18 protein-coding genes are annotated in these 19,765 nt (G+C 73.6%); 10 read left to right on the top strand and 8 right to left on the bottom strand.

All coding sequences use genetic code 11. The annotated features are described in order from the left end of the window. Window positions 1–3 precede the first annotated feature (3 nt). Together ACFKCF_RS06175 and ACFKCF_RS06170 are read left to right on the top strand one after the other, a co-directional pair. On the top strand, window positions 4–189 hold the full coding sequence (locus ACFKCF_RS06175) for a hypothetical protein (protein WP_394491519.1): 186 nt from the start codon (window positions 4–6) through the stop codon (window positions 187–189). 56 nt (window positions 190–245) lie between these two features. Beyond that, window positions 246–1,007: a GntR family transcriptional regulator gene (locus ACFKCF_RS06170; protein ID WP_394491517.1), complete on the top strand. Its 762-nt coding sequence runs from the start codon at window positions 246–248 to the stop codon at window positions 1,005–1,007. A 72-nt stretch (window positions 1,008–1,079) separates the two neighbouring features. On the opposite strand, the gene ACFKCF_RS06165 is transcribed toward ACFKCF_RS06170, so the two are convergent. Then, window positions 1,080–2,486, bottom strand: coding sequence for a 2-oxoadipate dioxygenase/decarboxylase family protein (locus tag ACFKCF_RS06165; protein ID WP_394491515.1), 1,407 nt, complete (start codon window positions 2,484–2,486; stop codon window positions 1,080–1,082). A gap of 68 nt (window positions 2,487–2,554) precedes the next feature. Here ACFKCF_RS06165 and ACFKCF_RS06160 point away from each other — a divergent pair, with 68 nt between their 5' ends. The 6 genes from ACFKCF_RS06160 to ACFKCF_RS06135 all read left to right on the top strand — a co-directional run bounded on the left by ACFKCF_RS06160 (window position 2,555) and on the right by ACFKCF_RS06135 (window position 10,299). Then, a complete protein-coding gene (locus ACFKCF_RS06160) occupies window positions 2,555–5,329 on the top strand; it encodes an FAD-binding and (Fe-S)-binding domain-containing protein (protein ID WP_394491514.1) in 2,775 nt (924 codons plus the stop codon). A gap of 9 nt (window positions 5,330–5,338) precedes the next feature. Then, complete coding sequence (locus ACFKCF_RS06155; protein WP_394491512.1) at window positions 5,339–6,295, top strand: LysR family transcriptional regulator; 957 nt, start codon at window positions 5,339–5,341, stop codon at window positions 6,293–6,295. A gap of 65 nt (window positions 6,296–6,360) precedes the next feature. Further along, window positions 6,361–7,515: an NAD(P)/FAD-dependent oxidoreductase gene (locus tag ACFKCF_RS06150; protein ID WP_394491510.1), complete on the top strand. Its 1,155-nt coding sequence runs from the start codon at window positions 6,361–6,363 to the stop codon at window positions 7,513–7,515. A 14-nt stretch (window positions 7,516–7,529) separates the two neighbouring features. Beyond that, window positions 7,530–9,062, top strand: coding sequence for an aldehyde dehydrogenase family protein (locus ACFKCF_RS06145; protein WP_394491508.1), 1,533 nt, complete (start codon window positions 7,530–7,532; stop codon window positions 9,060–9,062). Between the two features lie 110 nt (window positions 9,063–9,172). Continuing rightward, a complete protein-coding gene (locus ACFKCF_RS06140; protein ID WP_394491506.1) occupies window positions 9,173–9,772 on the top strand; it encodes a TetR/AcrR family transcriptional regulator in 600 nt (199 codons plus the stop codon). 23 nt (window positions 9,773–9,795) lie between these two features. Then, window positions 9,796–10,299, top strand: coding sequence for a cupin domain-containing protein (locus tag ACFKCF_RS06135; protein ID WP_394491504.1), 504 nt, complete (start codon window positions 9,796–9,798; stop codon window positions 10,297–10,299). 3 nt (window positions 10,300–10,302) lie between these two features. Here the strand turns inward: ACFKCF_RS06135 and ACFKCF_RS06130 are convergent, their stop codons facing one another. Both ACFKCF_RS06130 and ACFKCF_RS06125 read right to left on the bottom strand, forming a co-directional pair. Then, window positions 10,303–11,091 carry an enoyl-CoA hydratase-related protein gene (locus ACFKCF_RS06130; RefSeq protein ID WP_394491502.1) on the bottom strand — a complete coding sequence of 263 codons (789 nt, stop codon included), beginning with the start codon at window positions 11,089–11,091 and terminating at the stop codon, window positions 10,303–10,305. A gap of 16 nt (window positions 11,092–11,107) precedes the next feature. After that, a complete protein-coding gene (locus ACFKCF_RS06125; protein ID WP_394491500.1) occupies window positions 11,108–11,767 on the bottom strand; it encodes an acyl-CoA dehydrogenase family protein in 660 nt (219 codons plus the stop codon). Window positions 11,768–11,897: 130 nt separating this feature from the next. Between ACFKCF_RS06125 and ACFKCF_RS06120 the strand changes: the two genes are divergently transcribed. Continuing rightward, on the top strand, window positions 11,898–12,728 hold the full coding sequence (locus ACFKCF_RS06120; RefSeq protein WP_394491498.1) for a trypsin-like serine protease: 831 nt from the start codon (window positions 11,898–11,900) through the stop codon (window positions 12,726–12,728). A 385-nt stretch (window positions 12,729–13,113) separates the two neighbouring features. Here the strand turns inward: ACFKCF_RS06120 and ACFKCF_RS06115 are convergent, their stop codons facing one another. From ACFKCF_RS06115 to ACFKCF_RS06105, 3 genes are all read right to left on the bottom strand, one after another. Further along, window positions 13,114–14,073: a hypothetical protein gene (locus tag ACFKCF_RS06115; RefSeq protein ID WP_394491496.1), complete on the bottom strand. Its 960-nt coding sequence runs from the start codon at window positions 14,071–14,073 to the stop codon at window positions 13,114–13,116. Window positions 14,074–14,156: 83 nt separating this feature from the next. Continuing rightward, window positions 14,157–15,575 carry an amidase gene (locus tag ACFKCF_RS06110; protein ID WP_394491494.1) on the bottom strand — a complete coding sequence of 473 codons (1,419 nt, stop codon included), beginning with the start codon at window positions 15,573–15,575 and terminating at the stop codon, window positions 14,157–14,159. Between the two features lie 246 nt (window positions 15,576–15,821). Next, complete coding sequence (locus ACFKCF_RS06105) at window positions 15,822–17,240, bottom strand: alkaline phosphatase PhoX (RefSeq protein ID WP_394491492.1); 1,419 nt, start codon at window positions 17,238–17,240, stop codon at window positions 15,822–15,824. A 281-nt stretch (window positions 17,241–17,521) separates the two neighbouring features. Between ACFKCF_RS06105 and ACFKCF_RS06100 the strand changes: the two genes are divergently transcribed. Next, a complete protein-coding gene (locus ACFKCF_RS06100) occupies window positions 17,522–18,298 on the top strand; it encodes a DUF2267 domain-containing protein (protein WP_394491491.1) in 777 nt (258 codons plus the stop codon). Window positions 18,299–18,346: 48 nt separating this feature from the next. Here ACFKCF_RS06100 and ACFKCF_RS06095 read toward each other — a convergent pair whose 3' ends face one another. Together ACFKCF_RS06095 and ACFKCF_RS06090 are read right to left on the bottom strand one after the other, a co-directional pair. Further along, window positions 18,347–18,985 carry a response regulator gene (locus tag ACFKCF_RS06095; RefSeq protein ID WP_394491489.1) on the bottom strand — a complete coding sequence of 213 codons (639 nt, stop codon included), beginning with the start codon at window positions 18,983–18,985 and terminating at the stop codon, window positions 18,347–18,349. Next, window positions 18,925–19,765, bottom strand: an 841-nt coding sequence (locus ACFKCF_RS06090) for a sensor histidine kinase (RefSeq protein ID WP_394491487.1), incomplete at its 5' end; no start/stop codon positions are given. The genes ACFKCF_RS06090 and ACFKCF_RS06095, both read right to left, overlap by 61 nt.

Genomic DNA, 19,765 nt, shown 5'->3' with positions numbered 1-19,765 from the left:
CGCATGACCCTCAGCGGAGACACGGCGCCGTGGGACCCGGCCGCCGGGCTGCTGAACGCCACGAGCTGGACCACGGCGGAGTCCGGCGGCTGGGCCTGCCGGGCGCTCCTCGTGACCTTCAAGGGGCGTAAGCGCTTCACGTCCAGCTGCCGACCCCGACCCTGGCACCGAGGGCTGAAGCGGTGCTGAAACGCTCGCCGGGCGGCGCATGATCGCCGCCGGTCCCGTACGGGTAGCATGCCGACATGCCGCCGACCCGCGAACACGCCGAGCTGAAGCTGCAGCCGTTGCCGCACGCGGGCCGGTCGCTGGCCGAGCAGGTGATCTCCGAGGTGCGCCGGGCGGTGCACACGGGCGCGATGGTCCCCGGCCGGCTCTACTCCGTCTACCAGGTGGCCGAGCAGCTCAACGTCTCCAGGAGCCCGGTCCGCGAGGCGATGCTGCGCCTGGCCGAGGCGGGGCTGGTGCAGGTCGAGCGCAACCGCGGGTTCCGCGTCGTGCTGCCGCATCCCCGGGAGATCGTCGAGATCTTCGGGGTGCGGCTGGCTCTGGAGCTGCCCGCCGCGCGGCGGGCCTCCAGGGGCGACACCGCCGGGCTCGGCGCGGCGCTGCGGGCCACCATGGAGGAGATGGCGGCGGCGGTCGAGGCGGCCGACGAGGCGCTGTTCTTCCAGCTCGACCAGGCGCTGCACGACCACATCCTGGTCGCGGCGGGCAACGGCAGGGCCCGTGCGATCGTGGGCGGGCTGCGCGACACCATGCGTATCCTCGGCACGTCCACGGACGACCGTTCCCGCACGCTGCGGCAGGTGCACGAGGAGCACGAGCCGATCGTGGCGGCGGTCGCGGCGGCGGACGCCGAGGGCGCGGCGCGCGCGATGCGGGCCCACCTGACCAACACCGGCCTCATCCTGGCCCGGCAGGCGGCCAGGGCCCAGGGCGAGCCCGTCGACGTGGACGAGTTGTGGGCGTCCATCGTCGAGGAGCCGCAACCCGAGCCGGGCTAGCGGGCCGCAGGCGGATTAGCGGGGCGCGACCGGGCTAGCGGGCCGCAGGCAGGGTGGCGGGCCGCAGCCGGGTTAGTGGGCCGTGGGGAGGGCGATCTCCTGGGTTAGGCCGAGCTGGTCGCGGACGCGGGCCAGCGACGCCGCCCGGATCGACGCGTACAGCTCGTAGGGGTCGTGCAGCGCACGCTCGAGCACCCCGGCCAGCGCCTCGGGGCCGAAGTCCGCGCCCGCCGCCGTCGCGTCCTTGGCGCCGTCGGAGGTCAGGTTGGACTGGAAGATGCCGGCGGCCGAGCGCGGCAGGAAGTCCTCGTACACGATGGGCCTGGCCCCGACCCACCCGTCGGCCAGGAGGGTCGCGAGGTCGGCGGGCGCGGCGCCGCCCGGGCGGGCGTCGAGGGCGTGGAAGGTGAAGTACGCCAGGTCGCCCGCGGCCAGCTCGGCCTCGCTGCCCGGCACCCGGTCCGCCCACAGCTTGGCGCCGGCGGCGTTGCGCTCCTCCGCGGTGACCCGCTGCCCGGCGAGCACCGCGTCCAACTCGGCCGACAGCTCGTCGTAGAGCGCGCGTCCCCCGGGCGTCACGGCGATGCCGCGCGCCTCGACCTCCCCGAACCGCACCCGCAGGTCGTCCTGGACGACCCGGCCGTCGTCCTCCCGGAACAGCCGCGGCTCGGCCAGCGCGCGGAAGGAGGTCTGGCGCAGCAGGAGGTCGGGGCCGTCCCAGCGGGGCGGACCCTGGATGGCGTCGATCATGGTGATGCCGCGCTCGCTCATGCGGGCGTAGAGGGCGTCGATGTCGAGCACGCGCGGGGTCAGGTGGTTGACGTGCGTGGAGGCCACGCCGCCGATGTCGGCGGCCACGGCTGACACGCTTTCGAGCTCGGCGTACCAGCTGCGGGAGACCGGCTCCGCGGACAGCTCGAACGCCCGCGTGGCGAGCGTCAGGAACTCCTCGGCCGCCTCGCCGTCCAGGCCGCCCTCGGCCTCGGCGCGGTCCGCCAGGTCGAGCAGGCGCGGCGGGAACAGCCGGCGCGCTCCCAGGAACTCGCCGAGCCGGCGCTCCAGGTCCGCGCTGAAGAACCGCCGGTCGCCCGTCACCAGCATGGAGGTGAAGACGCGGAAGGGGTTGGCGGCCAGCTCGGCCTCGTCCACGGGGCGGAAGGCCGTGGAGACGACGGGCACGGAGCTGCTGGCCGCCTCGCGCAGGTCGTAGTAGCCGACGGGGTACATGCCCATCGCGCCGAAGATCCGCGCGACCTGCGCCAGCTCCGCCGGGGTGCCGACGCGGATCGCGCCGTGCCGTTCGGCGGTGACGCGGCCGATCGAGCCGAGGCGTTCGGCGCCGGCGCCCATCCGGGCCAGCACTTCGCGGTTCACCTCCTGCGCGACGTCGACGAGCGTGTTGTACGCGGGCACCTCGGTGCCGTACATCGCTGACAGGCGCCGGGCGAAAGCCGCCCGGAGTGCGGTCGCGTCGACCATCGTGCCTTCTCCTCCTCGCCGCCGGAAGCGAGTAGCATGCTACATGAGTCGCATGTAGCATGCTACTCATGGACCGTGCAGCCGCTCTCGCGGCCGACCTCCGCCGTCGCGGGATCACCGACGTGCTGGACGACTCCACCTCGCGGGCGCTCCACTCCTCCGACGCCTCCCTCTACCGGGTGCCGCCGCTGCTGGTGGCCCGGCCCAGGTCCGCCGACGACGTGGCCGCGGCGATCGAGTTGTGCGCGCGCCACGAGATCCCCCTCACCGCGCGCGGCGGCGGCACGTCGGTCGCCGGGAACGCGGTCGGCCCCGGCCTGGTGCTGGACTTCAGCCGCCACATGAACCAGGTGCTGCACGTCGACGCCGAGACCCGCACGGCGGTGGTGCAGCCCGGCGTGGTCCAGGCGGCCCTGCAGCGGGCGGCGGCCCCGTACGGGCTCAGGTTCGGCCCAGACCCGTCCACCCACACCCGCTGCACGATCGGCGGCATGATCGGCAACAACGCCTGCGGCTCCAGGACGCTCGGCTACGGCCGCACGTCCGACAACGTCGCCGGGCTCAAGGCAGTGGCCGGCGACGGGACCGCGCTGGACCTGCCCGCCCAGGGCATTACGGCCGCGCTGCGGGACCTCGCGATGGGAAACCTGGCCACGATCAGGACCGAGTTCGGCCGGTTCGGGCGGCAGATGTCCGGATACGCGCTGGAGCACCTGCTGCCGGAGCGGGGGTTCGACGTGGCCCGCCTGCTGGTGGGCAGCGAGGGCACGCTGGCGGTGCTCACGGAGGCGACGGTGCGGCTGGTGGCCGACCCGGCGCACCGCGCCCTGGTCGTGCTCGGCTACGCCGACATCGCCGCCGCCGGGGACGCCGCGCCGGCGATGCTGGCGCACCGGCCGACGGCCTGCGAGGGCATCGACGCGCGCATCGTCGACGTGGTGCGCCTGCGGCGGGGCCCCGGCGCGGTGCCGCCGCTGCCGCGCGGCGCCGCCTGGCTGTTCGTCGAGGTCGCGGGCGACGACGAGGCCGAGGTGCTGGAGCGGGCCGTGCGGGTGGCGGCAGGCGGGGAGGACGCCCTGGTCGTCACCGACCCGGCCAGGGCCGCGGCGCTCTGGCGCATCCGCGAGGACGGCGCGGGCCTGTCGGGCCGCAGCCCGGCCGGGCGACCGGCGCACGCGGGCTGGGAGGACGCCGCCGTGCCGCCCGAGATGCTGGGCCGCTACCTGCGCGACTTCGATGCGCTGCTGGCCGGGCACGGCCTGACCGGCCTGCCGTACGGGCACTTCGGCGACGGCTGCCTGCACATCCGGCTCGACGTGCCGCTGGACCGGCCGGGCGGGCGCAAGGAGTTCAGGGACTTCCTGGTGGCCGCGGCCACGCTGGTCGCCGGCTACGGCGGCTCGCTGTCCGGCGAGCACGGCGACGGCCGCGCCAGGAGCGAGCTGCTGCCGCTCATGTACTCGCAGGCGGCGATCGACCTGTTCGCCGGGGTCAAGGCGATCTTCGACCCGGGCGACGTGCTCAACCCCGGCGTGCTCGTACGGCCCCGCCCCCTCGACGCTGACCTGCGCATTCCGGCCGCCCGCCCGGTGCGCGAGGGCCTGGCCCTGGCCTACCGCCACGACGGCGGCGACTTCGGCCAGGCCGTGCACCGCTGCACGGGCGTGGGCAAGTGCCGGGCCGACAACACCGCGGCCGGCGGGGTGATGTGCCCCTCCTACCTGGCCACCAGGGAGGAGAAGGACTCCACCCGGGGCCGCGCCCGGGTGCTCCAGGAGATGATCAACGGCTCCGGCGTCACCGGCTTCTGGCGCTCCCCCGAGGTCCACGAGGCCCTCGACCTCTGCCTGTCCTGCAAGGGCTGCGCCTCGGACTGCCCGACGGGGATCGACATGGCCGCGTACAAGTCCGAGGTGCTCCACCAGACCTACAAGGGGCGCGTCCGCCCGCTCGCGCACTACTCCCTGGGGCGGCTGCCGCGCTGGGCGCGGCTGGCGAGCAGGGTGCCGCGGGCGGCGAACGCGCTCATGCGGGTGCCGGGGCTGCCGGCGCTGGCCGGGGTGGACCGGCGGCGCGGGCTCCCGGAGTTCGCGCGGGAGACGTTCCGGGCCTGGTTCGAGCGGCGGCGGCCCGTGGAGGGCAGGCCGGTGATGCTGTTCGTCGACACCTTCACCGACCATTTCGCGCCGGAGATCGGCCGGGCGACCGTGAAGGTGCTGGAGGCCGCCGGCTACCGGCCGCGGATCAGCGAGCGCCGCCAGTGCTGCGCGCTCACGTGGATCTCCACCGGCCAGCTGGACGCGGCCCGGGCCATCCTGGGCCGCACGGTCGCCGAGCTGGCCCAGGCTGCCGGGGAGGGCGTGCCGATCGTGGGGATGGAGCCGTCGTGCACGGCCGTGCTGCGTTCGGACGCGCTGGAGCTGCTGGACGAGGCGGTGGCCGGGCCGGTGGCCAGGATGACCCGCACGCTGGCCGAGCTGCTGTCCGGCACGCCCGGCTGGCGGCCGCCCGCGCTCGACGGGGTGACGGTGGTGGCCCAGCCGCACTGCCACCATCACGCCGTCATGGGATGGGAGCAGGACCTGCGGCTGCTGCGGGAGGCGGGCGCGCAGGTGAGCCGGCTGGGCGGGTGCTGCGGGCTGGCGGGCAACTTCGGCGTCGAGAAGGGGCACTACGACGTGTCCGTGGCGGTGGCCGAGCACCAGCTGCTCCCGGCGATCCGGGAGGCCGGGCCGGGTACGGCCGTGCTCGCCGACGGGTTCTCCTGCCGCACCCAGATCGCCGATCTGTCGGCCCGCAAGGGCACGCACCTGGCCCAGCTCCTCGCCGACCGGCTGCCGTAAGGTCTGCTTATGCTCAACCCGCTCCACCTGCGGACGCTGACGGCCGTGCTGAACGCGGGCTCGTTCGCCGCCGCGGCCAGGCGGCTCGGCTACACGGGGTCCGCGGTCTCGCAGCAGATCTCGGCGCTGGAGCGGGCGGTCAGGATGCCGCTGTTCGAGCGCGGCGCCCAGACGATCACGCCCACGCCGGCCGCCCGCTATCTGGTGCTGCGGGCGTACGAGGTGCTGGCCGCGCTGGACGCGCTGGAGGAGGACGTCCGCGGCATGTCCGAGGGCACGATCGGCCGGCTCAGGCTGGGCAGCTTCCCCACCGCGAGCCAGCGACTGCTGCCGATCGCCCTGGCCGCCTACGCGCAGACGCACCCGGCGGTCGAGACCCTGCTGGACGAGGGCGAGCCCGACGAGCTGATCCCGCTGGTCCGGGCGGGCGAGCTCGACCTGGCCCTGGTCTACCGCTACGACCTGGTGCCCCGGGCCTGGCCGCGTGACATGCGGGAGATCCCGCTGCTGGCGGAGGAGCTGCTGCTCCTGCTGCCCGGAGGGCACTCGCTGGCCGCCGCCGCCACGGTCGCGCTCGACGACCTCAAGCATGAGACGTGGGTGTCCACCCGGGAGGGCACCTCCGGGGCCTCCTGCCTGCGCCGGCTGTGCGCGCGGGCGGGCTACGAACCGCAGGTCGACTACCGCAGCAACGACTACGGCGTCATCCACGGGTTCGTACGCTCCGGCCTGGGGGTCGCGCTCGTCCCGGCGCTGGCGCACCTGCCCGGCGAGGGCGTGGTCGCGACCAGGCTCGACGGCGTCGAGGCCCGCCGGCGCATCGCCGCCGTGCACCGGACGGCCGGCACGAACCCGGCGGTGACCGGCGCCGTCTGGTGCCTGCGGCTGGCCGCGGCCCGGCTAGAGGACGGCCTCCCCGAGAGCGTAAGAACTTCTTATGCCTCACCCACAGATGCCGATGCTTGACCGCTTCCTCCGGCTCTGTCCGATCCCCGATCCTGAATGCGGTACGTGAGGAAGGAAGCCGATCAATGGGACGTGTCCTGCCCGAGCGGGCGTCGGTGGTCATCATCGGAGGCGGCGCCATGGGCGTCAGCTCGGCGTACGCGCTGGCCGCGGCCGGCGTGAGCGACGTGGTCCTCATCGACAAGGGGCCGCTGGGCTCCGGCTCGACCTCCAAGGCGGCCGGCGGCGTGCGCGCGCAGTTCTCCGACCGGGTCAACATCGAGCTCGCCGTACGCAGCCTGCAGACGTTCGAGACCTTCGCCGAGCGCTTCGGGCAGGAGATCGACCTGCACAAGCCGGGCTACCTGTTCCTGCTCGACTCCCCCGAGTCGGTCGCGGAGTTCGAGAAGAACGTGGCGATCCAGAACGACCTCGGCGTCCCCAGCCGGATGATCTCGGTCGGGGAGGCCAAGGGGCTGTCGCCGCTGATCGACACCGAGGGGCTGCTGGCAGCCGCCTACTCCCCCACCGACGGCCACTGCACGCCCGAGTCCGTGGTGCTCGGCTACGCGGGTGCGGCCCGGCGGCTGGGCGCGCGGCTGCTGCCGAACTGCGCCGCGACCGGCATCGAGGTGGTGGACGGCCGGATCGTCGCCGTCCGCACCGAGGGCGGCCGCATCGAGACCGACACGGTGATCTGCGCGGCGGGCGCCTGGTCGCGGCCGGTCGGCGAGTGGGCCGGCGTCGACCTGCCGGTGACCCCGCTGCGCCGGCAGATCCTGGTCACCGAGCCGGTCGCGGACCTGCCGCCGATGGCGTTCACCATCGACTTCGGCACCACGTTCTACTTCCATCGCGAGGGCCCCGGGCTGCTCCTCGGCATGTCCGACCCCGACGAGACGCCGGGGTTCAAGCTCGACCGCTCCGACGCCTGGCTGCCCAGGCTCGGCGAGGCCATGGCCCGCCGCGCCCCGGCGCTGATGGAGACCGGCATCGCCACCGGCTGGGCCGGGCTGTACGAGGTGACGCCGGATCACAACGCGCTCATCGGGACCGCCCGCGGCGTCGACCGGTTCATCTACGCCACCGGCTTCTCCGGCCACGGCTTCCTGATGAGCCCGGCCGTCGGCGAGGTGGTCCGCGACCTCTATCTGGGCCGGACGCCGTTCGTGGACGTCACCGGCTTCGACGCGGGCCGCTTCGCCCTGTCCGGGGCCAGGCCCGAGATCAACATCGTCTGACAAGGAGATCCTGAATGGTGACCACGCTGCCCGGCGCCGACGAACTGGCCGCGATCGCGCGAGAGACCGCCAAGCGCTGCGGTGTGGACGTGGACGCGCTCGGCGGCGCCGTCACGACGACCTCACCGATCAACGGCGGGTCGCTGTCGGCCGTGGACTGGGCGGACCCCGGCGCCGTCGACACCGCCGTGGAGCGGGCCAGGCAGGCGTTCCTGGCCTGGCGGACCGTGCCCGCGCCGGCCCGGGGCGCGCTGGTCAAGCGGTTCGGCGAGCTGCTGTCGGCGCACAAGGCGGACCTCGGCGCGCTGATCAGCCTGGAGGTCGGGAAGATCACCTCCGAGGCGCTCGGCGAGGTCCAGGAGATGATCGACATCTGCGACTACGCGGTGGGCCTGTCCCGCCAGCTGTACGGGCGCACGATCAGCTCCGAGCGGCCCGGCCACCGGCTCATGGAGACCTGGCACCCCCTGGGCGTCGTCGGCGTGATCAGCGCGTTCAACTTCCCGGCGGCCGTCTGGTCGTGGAACACGGCCATCGCCCTGGTCTGCGGCGACCCGGTCGTCTGGAAGCCGTCGGAGCTGGCGCCGCTGACCGCGCTGGCCTGCGCGGCCCTGCTCGACCGGGCCGCCGCCGAGCACGGCGCGCCCGCGTACCTGAGCCAGGTCCTCATCGGCGGTCCCGAGGTCGGCGAGGCGCTCGTGGACCACCCGGGGGTCGCCCTGGTCAGCGCCACCGGCTCGACTCGCATGGGCCGGGCCGTGGGGCCGCGCGTGGCCGCCAGGTTCGGGCGGTCGCTGCTGGAGCTCGGCGGCAACAACGCGGCCGTGGTGTGCCCGTCCGCGGACCTGGCCCTGGCCACGCGCGGCATCGTGTTCTCGGCCGCCGGGACGGCGGGCCAGCGGTGCACGACCATGCGCCGCGTCATCGCCCACACCGACATCGCCGACGCGCTGGTCGAGCGGCTCACCGACGCGTACGCGCGGCTGCCGATCGGCGACCCGATGGCGCCGGGCACCCTGGTCGGGCCGCTCATCAACGGCCGCGCGCACGCCGCCATGCGCGCCGCGCTGGAGGCCGCCGTGGAGCAGGGCGGGACGCTGGTGGCCGGCGGCGGGCGCCGGCTCGCCGACCAGGCGCCGGACGCCTTCTACGCCGAGCCCGCGCTGGTGCGGATCGGGGAGCAGACGCCGATCGTGACCCAGGAGACGTTCGCGCCGATCCTCTACGTCATGCCGTACGACACCCTGGAGGAGGCCATCGCGCTCAACAACGCGGTCCCCCAGGGCCTGTCGTCCAGCATCTTCACCCGCGACCAGGCCGAGGCGGAGCTGTTCGTCTCGGCGGAGGGCTCCGACTGCGGGATCGTCAACGTGAACATCGGCACCTCCGGGGCTGAGATCGGGGGCGCGTTCGGCGGCGAGAAGGAGACCGGCGGCGGGCGCGAGTCCGGCTCGGACGCCTGGCGCGGCTACATGCGCCGGGCGACGAACACGATCAACTACTCCGGGAAGCTGCCGCTGGCCCAGGGGGTCGAGTTCACCGTCTGACCCGCGCCGCCGCGTCCCCCGAGCACATATACGAAACTGCTGTTGCGTAAATGAGCGGGCCCGGTGTACCTTGAATTTCGCTACCCCAGTAGCGAAATGGAGGGATTCACATGAGTCCACGGGGGCGACCGCGTGACACCGAGGTCGACGAGCGCGTGCTGCAGGCGGCCACCGAGCTGCTGCTGCGGCGCGGGTACGGCGGCCTGTCCACCGACGAGGTGGCCGAGCAGGCAGGCATCGCCAAGACCACGCTGTACCGCCGCTGGCCCACCAAGGACCATCTCGCCCTGGCCGTCGTGGCCAGGTTGCAGGACCACGACGAGATCACCGACACCGGCGACATCCGGCGCGACCTCACCGACTACATGGAGAAGGTCGCCGCCGGGCTCAACCGGATGCGGGTCGCGGGCCTGCCGCCCGGCCGGGAGAGCCGCTCGGCGGGGACGGTGGCCGAGCTGGTCGCCGCCGCCGCCCGCCACGACGACGTCGGCGAGCTGGAGCGGGACGTCTACGCCCGCCGCAACGCGCTGGCCTGCCGGCTCATCGAACGCGCCCGCGACGAGGGCCGGCTCCGCCCCGACGTCGACCCCATGACGCTGCTGGAGCAGCTCGCCGGGGCCCTGTACTACCGCGTCCTGATCACCGGTGACCCGGTGGATCGCGCCTACGCCGAACGCCTGGTCGCCGCCGCCCTCGACGGCGCCCGCTGACTCCCCAGGAAGGACTTTTCACCATGTCGCTCATCACGCCCGAGACCGCAGTCGTACGCGCGGCCGACGCCGAGATCATCGGCGGCGGCGACGCCCCCGCCACGGGCCGGCTCCTGCTCGACTCCAGCTCCACCGGAGGCGCCCTGAGCAGCCTCCGCATGACCCTCACCCCGGGCGCCGACGGCGCGGTGCCCCACCTGCACACCTCCTCCAGCGAGCTGTTCTACGTGCTCGGCGGCGCCGCCCAGGTGCTGGCGGGCGACGAGGTGCTCACCCTGGAGGAGGGCGACATGGCCGTGGTGCCGCCGAACGTCGCCCACGCCTTCGCCGCCGCCCCCGGCTCCGAGGCGGACCTGCTGATCGTCATCACGCCGGGCGTGGAGCGCTTCGAGTATTTCCGCCTGCTGGCCCGCCTGCGCACCGGCCAGGCCACCCTCGAGGAGCTGCTGAACTCGCAGGAGCTGTACGACAACCACTTCCTCGACAGCCCGCAGTGGAAGGAGGCCCGCTCGCTCGGGCAAAGCTGACGATCATGACTCCACAGGCGGCTTGGGCGGCTTCCGGTCCCACCCCTGGCTGCCCTTGCGGCCCAGCGACCACATCTGCATCCCGCGTTCGATCTCCAGCGCCGAGGGCCAGGACACCGCGGGCGGGCCGAGTTCGAGGGTGGCGCTCTGCTTGATCCGCCGGGCCAGCTGAGGGTCGGCGGCGGCTCCGGCCACGAGCCGGGTGGCGGTGTCCAGCATGGCGTGCGGCTCGGCCACGTCCCAGGCCAGCCCGCGGCGTACGGCCTCGGCGCCGGACAGCGCCGCGCCCAGGGCTCCGAGCGCGATGGCGTGCTGATATCCGGCCGCGCGGCCGAGCAGGGACAGGTGACCGCCGCCCGGATGGATGCCGCGCGCCACGAACCCGCTGTCGAGCACCGCGTCATGGCTGACCAGCATGAGGTCGGTGGCCAGGGCGAGGTTGAGCCCGGCGCCGACCGCGCCGCCGGTCACGAGGGACACGCTGGGCACCGGGAGCCGCCCGACCTGGACGAACGCCGCGTACACGGCGGAGGTCCGCGCGATCGACTCGGGCGCGGCGGGATCGGCGGAGGAGGCGGCCAGGTCGCGGGTGTCGGCGCCGCTGCAGAAGTAGCCGCCCGCGCCGTCGACGAGGACGGCGCCGATGGTGTCGTCGCCGTGGACGAGGGCGCAGAAATCCTCGATGAGGGCGGCCATCTCCAGCGTGATGGCGTTCTTGCGCCGGGGGTTGTTGAGGGTCAGCCTGGCGATCCCGTCGCCGACGGCGGTGATGGCGGGCGGTTCGGCGGTCATGGTGCTGCTCCTGTCGTCAAAGGGGCCTCGACCCCGGCTCGCCGGTGACGAGCTCCCACACGTCGCCCGATCCTCTCGCCAGGTCGGCGCATCTGCGCTGCCAGTGGAGCTCGTTGCCGTGTTCCTCGCGCCACGCCCACAGCCTCCTGGTGCAGGCGCCGAGCCGGTGCTCCGTCGTGAACCCGATCGCGCCGTGCAGCTGGTGGCCCGCGGCGGCCACCGGGATCACCGCGTCGTCGAAGACCACCTCGTTGAAGTGATGCGCCCCGTCGATGGTGATGATCGGCCGGATCGAGACCGCCGGATGGGGCAGGTCCACGATGAACTGGGAGAGCCCGGCGTGCCGGTCGCCGGCGTCGTCGGTGCGCCAGGACGACCACCGCTGAGCGGCCACCGGCGCCCCGGCGGCCAGAAGCTCCTCGGTCACCACATAACGATCCAGCGCGGTCCGCCCGTGCCCGCCGTACGCGGCGGGGATCGTCATCCCCACCCACGCGCGCCCGGCCAGACGGCCGCTGAAGGCCGGATCGACGCCCGACATCCAGGCGTCGGCCTCGGGGGCGAAGCCGCCGGCCGCGATCTCGTCCTCGAGGAACCTCCTGACCCGCAACCGGAGCTCCCGCAACCCGTCCGGCAGCCCGGCTACCGCGCCGAGCGCCAGGGCCTGAGCATTCACGAGGGGATCTTATATACGCGATGTCCCCCACTCCGGGAAATGCGCGGCCAAACCGGCCATTCCTCGGAAAACGAGTAGATCTTTTGCTCATATGTGCCATTCACCGACCACTGACACCTAAACTTCGGGAATGCGTTATGTCCCTTTTGTCCTGGTTGTCGCCGCGACGCTGGCGTACACCGCGACTCCCGCTGCGGCCATCACCAACGGCTCCGCCGACGGTGACACCCACCCGGAAGTAGGGGCTCTCATCTCCGATGAGCAGAATCCCGACGGCACGTGGGCGTACTGCACCGGAACGCTCATCTCGCCTACTGTCTTCCTCACCGCCGCCCACTGCGGTGAGCCGAAGCAGAAGACGGCCACCGTCTCCTTCGCCGACCACTACAAGCGCGGGGCCCAGGTCTACAGCGGCCGTTACATCCCGGACCCCCGCTTCTCGAAGAAGTCCGACCTGCACGACATGGCCGTCGTCATCTTCAGCAAGCCCGTCCTGAACATCAGGCCCGCCCAGCTGCCGGCCGCTGGCCTGCTCGACCTCCTCAAGGCCGAGAACAAGCTGGAGTCCGCACGCTTCACCCCCGTCGGGTACGGCTCGCTCCAGCCCACCAAGAAGAAGCCGCGCGGCCAGCGTTTCCACTACACCGACACGCGCCACCAGGCGACCATCTCCTACAAGAGCATGACTCCGAGATGGCTCAACCTCTCGCTGTCCACCAAGGGCGACGGGAGCACCTGCTTCGGCGACTCGGGCGGCCCGAACTTCCTGGGCGGGCTCACCTCGCACCTGCTCATCGCCACGACGATCTCCGGTGCGGACGACGCCTGCAGGAAGACCAACTACGACTACCGCCTGGACTCCGCCTCGGCGCGGCAGTTCCTCGGCAAGTACGTCACCCTTCCCGGACCTGCCCAGCCAACGGCGATCGCGGCGGCTCCGGCCCGTCCGAGCGCGCGCTGAAGATGGGGCGGGGCATCGGGACCCGCTCGGCCGCCGGCGGCGGCGCCTGATCCACCAGCACCTGGATCGCCGTCCTGCGCCTCTCGATGCCCGCTCCGTCGATGCTGATCCGCCGCCTGCTCCGGCTCTTGTCATCCATCACGCAGGGGAGCGTACTGAGACGGACGCCAAGAGCAGGTCACGAGCGCGCCCGGTTACTTCCCGTCAGTCGAACGTCTCGTGGAGGGTTTCCGGGACGTCGTCGTGCAGTTCGACGCGTACCCGCTCGATCGTGCCGGTGAAGGGGAAAGCGCGCGGATAGTCCCAGCTCACCGGCGACAGCGCGGCGCGGCCCGGCACCGGGCCCTGACCGCCCGCACCGCCACCTGGCCGCAGTGACCCGCCGCTAGGAGCGGCGCCGGAAGTAGCAGGTCGCGGCGGTGGCCAGGGCGGCGCCCCAGATCGGCCAGAAGCACTCCGGGAGCCAGGCGCCCCATTCGTCCAGGGTGAACCGGCCGGCGACCGTCGCCCTGATGTAGGTCAGCCCGGCCACGGTGACGAGGATCGAGACGAACCCGGCGGGGATGACCGCCAGCAGGGGCGGCACCCGCCTGCCGCGCAGGCCGGGGATCCAGCGTGGGAAGACCTCGCCCCACCGCTGGGTCAGCCCGAGGGTGAGCACGCCGCCGAACGCGCCGAAGGTCGCCAGGTACGCGCCGGCCAGCCACAGCCCGTCCTCGCCCTGGGCGAGGAACTCCGGGGTGACGCCGAGCGGGATGCCCAGGGCCCAGGCCCACCGGGTCAGGCAGTACACCAGAGGCACCGCGACCGCGACGTGCACGGCTAGGCGTCCCCGCTCGGGGGTGAACCAGCGCGCGGCGCCCCGGTCGCGGCCGTACGCCAGCGCCGCGGCGGCCAGGAGGAGCCCGCCGAGCACGCAGACGAGCTGGTTGAGCACCGGCCACGGCCAGGCGTCGGCGAGGGTGGCGCCGCCCAGGCTCCAGCCGAACAGCGGCGCGACCAGCAGCAGGGGCGTGTAGGCCAGGCCCATCATGAGCCGGGAGTCGGGCACGACCAGGATCAGGAGCACGGCGATCGGCCAGGCCAGGTAGAGCGGGGCGCGGCCGCCGTCGCCGCGGGTCAGCGCCAGGGCCGTCACCAGGGCGAGCAGCGAGAAGGCGGCGATCCACCAGCCGAAGCTCGGCATCGTGCCGGCCAGGACGGACAGCGCCCCGTCCGGGTCGGGGTCCGAGGCGCCCCAGGGGAAGCCGGGCGTCCCGAGCGCCCAGGCCGCTCCGAGCAGGCCGTAGCCCAGCGCCCACAGCGCTGCCGCGTAGCCGCGCCGGCCAGAAGTTCGGGTTTCCATGCGATCAAGCCTTCCGGGACCCGGTCGCCGGGGCCAGATGCCGTTCGGCACCTCTCGACCCCGGCGACCGTGCCGTTCGGCACCTAGGAACGGTTGCCCACGAAGACCGGAGGGGTCCGGTCCTTCCAGGGCATCGCCTGTTCCAGGTGGGCGGCGATCCGGAACAGCCGATCCTCGCGACCGTAAGGGGCGACGATCTGCACGCCGACGGGCAGCCCGCCGGCGTGGCCGAGCGGCAGGCTGATCGCGGGCTGCCCGGTGATGTTGAACAGCACCGTGAACGGCCCGTAGCCGTCGAGCGACTCCAGCCAGCTCGTCAGCGTGTGTCCGGGATCGTCGTACCGCAGCGTGCCGTGCGGCGCGGGCAGGCGGGCCAGCGTCGGGGTGACGAGCAAGTCGTGCTCGGCGAAGAACGCGCCCACCGAGCGGGTCACCCGGTTCTGGGCGTCGAAGGCGGCCAGCAGGTCGAGCCCGGTGTACTCCCGCGCCACCCGCAGAGCCCGCCGGGAGACGGCCTCCATCCGGGCCGGGTCGGGCTGCCTGGGCGCCAGGAGCAGCGTGGAGGCGATCGCCACGCTTTCGGCCACCCAGCTCCGCATGACCGCCTCCCCGTCCACGGCCGGGGCGGCCTCGGTGACGTCGTGCCCGGCCCGCTCCAGCGCGCGGCCCACCAGGAGCGCCGCCTCGGCCACCTGGGCGTCCACCTCGGCCCCCGACCAGGCCTTGGTGGTCACCGCCACCCTCAGCCGCCCGGGATCGGCCCCGACCTCGTCCGCGTACCGGCCCGTCGGGGGCGGCGCGGTGTACTTGTCGCCGATGCCTGGTCCGTGGACGGCGTCCAGGAGGTGCGCGGCGTCGCGGACGGTCCGCGCGAGCGCGAACTCGTACGACATGCCGAGCATCGCCTCGCCCGCGTCCGGCCCGCAGGTGATCCGGCCGCGGCTCGGCTTCAGCCCGACCAGCCCGCAGCAGGAGGCCGGGACGCGGATGGACCCGGCGCCGTCGCTGGCGTGCGCGACGGGCACGGCGCCGGCGGCGACCAGGGCGGCCGCGCCGCCGCTCGACCCGCCCGCGCCCCGGTCCAGGTCCCAGGGGTTGCGGGTGGGCCCGTACCTGAGCGATTCGGTGGAGAAGCTGAGGCACAGCTCCGGGACGGTGGTCAGGCCGAGCGTGACCAGTCCGGCGGCCCGGAAGCGGGCCATCAGGCCGGTGTCGCGCCTGGCGACGACGCCCGGCAGGGCCCGGCTGCCGAGAGTGAAGGGCACTCCCTCGGCCACCGGCCCGTGATCCTTGATCAGGAACGGCACCCCGGCGAACGGCCCGTCCCCGGCACGGTCCAGCGCCGGCTCGAACGCCGGCAGCGCCAGGCCGTTCACCTGCGCGTCCGCCCGCGCCAGGGCCCGCCTGGCGGTGGCCTCGACCTCGCCGGCGGTGACCTCGCCCGACCTGATCAGGTCCCGGATCCCGACGGCGTCGTACCTTGCGTATTCGTGGAGCTCCATGAAGAGCCTCTTTCTGGGCGTCCTCGACGCCCGCGACCTCGATCACATGTGGCGGTGGGCGGCGCCCGGGGCGCCGCCGATGACGAGCAGCCTGAGCAGAGGCGATGGTCACGGGACCATCCCCTGCGGTGATCGAGGTGCTTCTACGCTCGGTACATCACGACCCATGGTGGCGGACGCCGCCCAGGGCCGTCGAGCGGTTTTCTCCGTCCTCCCGGCCCGCTGCGCCGGGAGGACGGGCCGGCGTCAGTCGTCGGCGCGCGCGGAGCGCCGCCACGGGCCGGTGATGGCGAAGACGTGGCCGGGCGACTGGATGTTGGCGAACAGGATGCGGCCGTCGGCGCTGAAGGTCGGGCCGGTGAACTCGCCGTCGTTGAGGTCGTTGCGCGCCAGCGGGTACGACTTGCCGTGCGCGCTGACGCCCACCAGGTGCTGGATGCCCTCGCCGTCCTCCGCGAGGATCACCCCGCCGTACGGGGAGACCGTGATGTTGTCGGGCCCGTCATAGCCGGTGTCCTGGCTGGGGTCGGGGTTGACGCCGAAGATGACCTTGAGGGTGACCGTCTCGGTGCGCGGGTCGTAGAACCACACCTGGCCGTCGTGCTCGTTGACGCTGCCATCGGTGTGCCGGGCGTAGCTGGCCACGAAGTACGCGCCGCCGTCGCCCCACCAGGCGCCCTCCAGCTTGCGGCTGCGGGTGACCTGGTCGTTGGCGAACTGCAGGCGTACCGACTGGGTCTTCGCGTCGCGGTCGGGCACCTCCACCCAGCGGGCCTTGAAGCGCGTGCCCGGCTCGGTCGCCTCCGACAGGTCGGCGACGTGCGTGTCGTCCCGGTAGCAGCTCAGCGCCTCCAGCTTGCCCGCGGTGTCACCGCCCTCGGACAGCGCCAGCGCCCTCAGCGCGCCCTTACGGCCGTGGAACCTCCTCGGCGGGGTCCACCGGTAGTACAGCCCGTTCGGCCCACCGGCGTCCTCGGTCAGGTAGATCGCCGACGTCCTCGGGTCGACGGCGACGGCCTCGTGCGAGTAGCGGCCCAGGAACTTCAGCGGCACCGGGTCCCGGTTGGCCTCGCGGTCGAACGGGTCGACCTCGAAGACGTAACCGTGGTCCTTCTGGTAGGCCCCGCCGGCGCGCTGCTCGGTCTCCTCGCAGGTCAGCCAGGTGTTCCAGGGGGTCTTGCCGCCGGCGCAGTTGTTGTGGGTGCCGGCCAGGCTGACGTATTCGCGGATCCGCTCGCCGTGCGCGTCCACGTCGATGTTCGTGGTGCCGCCCCCGGCGCCGGGGTCGTAGGTGAGGCCGGGCAGCGCCGGCACCCGATACGGCTCGCTGCCTCCGATCTCGTGGTTGTTGACCAGCGTGGCACCCCGCCCGCGCGGGAAGCTCGCGGTGCCGTCGGCGTCGCTCGGGGTCGGCTCGCCGCTCTCCAGCAGCGTCACCCCCGCCTCCGCGACGATGCGGTACGAGAACCCGGCGGGCAGGGCCAGGATGCCGGCCGGGTCGGGGACCAGCGGGCCGTAGCCGAGCGGGGGCCGGGTGGCGGCGAGCGCGGCCGGGCCCGCGATGGTCTCGATGCTGCCGGCTAACGCGATGCCGAGGCTCCCGGCCGCCGCGCGGCCGAGGAAGGAACGACGCGGAATTGAGTGAGGGGAAACAGGTGAGGACACGGGACATCTCCTCTAGCGTCTGGGCGCTTGTACACCAGCCGACCCAACGATGCCACGGAGACGGCGGCCGCGCCGCCCGCAGTCCGCATGATGAACGCCGGCTGAACAACCGGCTCTGTCCGTCGATCCGGAGAGCTGGGCGGATTCGCCTGCGCCTGACGGAGCCCGCGATCGGGCGGCTGGGGCCGTACCGCGCCGGAGGTGGCCTGACGGGTGACGCTCTCCCTTTCCGGGGTAGCTGAGCTTACGGAACGCGACAGGCTCGGCGCCGGGGAGCGGGGATGTACTACGACCAGTTGCTCAAGATCGTGGAGCAGCAGACCGGGGCGGGACCTCAGGCCGCCGAGCGCGCCGTGCAGGCCACGCTCCGTACGCTCTCCGAACGGCTCCCCAAGGACGAGAGCCGCGACCTGCTCAGGGAGCTGCCCCCGGAGGCGATGCCCTGGCTCTACACCGAACGGGATCCCGAGACCTTCGGCGTCGAGGAGTTCCTCCGGCGGGTGGCCCAGCGCGCCGGGACCGACGTCGAGACGGCCGGGCGGCACGCCCGCGCGGTCTTCTGGGCGATGGGGCAGGCCGTGAGCCCCGAGGAGTTCGCCGACATGGCGGCCGATCTCCCGGACGACTTCGAGACCCTGGTCGCGGAGGCCGAGCGCCGCTACGTCGAGATCGTGCCGGCCAGGGAGTTCCTGGTCGGGGTCGCGGAACGGGCCGGGCTCGACTACGCGGGCGCGCGCCGGGCCACCGAGGCGGCGCTGGAGACGCTCGCCGAGCGCATCGCCCCGGGCAAGGTCGAGGACCTGGTCAGCCAGCTGCCCGTCCAGCTGCACGCGCCGCTGAAGCGCGGGGTGGGCGCGGGTCCCGGCCGGGAGGTCCACCTGGGGCTGGAGGAGTTCGTCCGCCGGATCGGCGCGCGCGAGGGCGTCTCGCCGGAGCGGGCGCGCGAGCACGCCAAGGCGGTCTTCGCCATGATGCGCGAGTCGATCGCCGGCGAGGAGTACGCCGACGTGACGGCCCAGCTGCCCGACGAATACCGGACCCTGCTCCCGCGCCCCTGACCCTTTACCGCGAAGATGTGGCCACCAGGGAGCGCGCCCCCTGAGGGATCACGGCTCGGCCCTGCCGGTGGCCCAGGCCCACGCGGCGATGGCGACCCGGTTCCTGGCCTCGATCTTGCGCTGGATCGCGGCGATGTGGTTCTTGACCGTGCCCGGCGCGAGGAAGAGCTCCGCGGCGATCTCGGCGTTGGTCCTGCCGTGCGCCACCATCGCCACGATCTCGTCCTCGCGCCCGGTGAGGACGACGTGCGGCGCCCCGGAGGGTGTTCCGGGCACGCCACGCCGGCGGAGCAGCCGGACGGTGAGCTGGGGGCTGATGAGCATGTCGCCGTTCATCGCGGCCCGCACGGCCTCGACGAGCAGCGTGGGGCCGGAGCGTTTGAGGACGAACCCGGAGGCGCCGTGCCGCAGCGCCGCGTCGACGTACTCGTCCAGCCCGAACGTGGTGACGATCACGACGTGGATGCCGGTGCCGGCCAGGGCGCGGGCCACCTCGATGCCGTCGGCCCCGGGCATGCGGATGTCGGCGAGCACGACGTCGGGCTCGATCGCCCTGGCGGTCTCGATCGCGGCCCGGCCGTCGGCGGCCTCGGCCACGACGGTCATGTCGGGCTGGGCGTCGAGGATCAGCCGGAAGGCGGCGCGGATGCCTTCCTGGTCGTCGGCGATGAGGATGCGGATGGCCACCCCGGCGATTGTGCCAGCGGCAGGCGGGCGGTCAGCGACCACCCGTCCGGTACGGCCTGCGCCACCAGGTCGCCGCCCTGCTCCCGGACGAGCGCGGCCAGCGCGGGCAGGCCGGACCCGCCTCGCCGGCCGCCCCGCGCCGCCGCCACGCCGTCGTTGGTCATGACGATCTCGAGCGCGCCGGACCCGTCGCTCACGGCGAGGTCGACCCGGGCCGCCCGAGGCGCGTGCCGCCGCACGTTGGTCAGCCCCTCGATCACGATCCGGTAGGCCAGGGCCCCGGTGTCCGCGGGCACCTGCGGCAGCGGATCCATGCGCAGGCGGATCTCGGCGGGGCCCGCCTCGGAGAAGCGCTCGGCGGCGGCGCGGATGCCGTCGAGGCCGCCCGCGGGGGTGAGCGGCCGGTCGTGGTGCAGCGTGTCCAGGGTCCGGTCCAGCATCGACAGGGCGCGCTGGCCGGCCGCCTCGACGCGTTCGAGGGCGCGCAGCGGATCGCCCGCCACCATGCCCGCCTGGGCGTGCGCCAGCATCTCGCTGATGTCGTGGGCGACGAAGTCGTGCAGGTCCCGGGCCAGCCGCAGCCGCAGCGCGGTCCGGGCGTCGGCCGCCGCGCGCGCCTGCCGCACGTCGAGGAAGCGCAGGTAGCCGCCCACGGCGGCAGCCAGGAGCGCGCCCAGTCCCCAGAACGCGCACGCGCCCACCGCTTCCAGCCACGAGAGCGGAAAGAAGAACCGCAGCAGCCAGCCGGCCGCGGCCAGGCCCGCCGCCGACGCGGCCGGG

Origin of the sequence: Nonomuraea sp. JJY05 (assembly GCF_043496855.1) — a bacterium.
GTDB lineage: Bacteria > Actinomycetota > Actinomycetes > Streptosporangiales > Streptosporangiaceae > Nonomuraea.
This window is presented reverse-complemented; position numbering and strand designations above follow the sequence as displayed.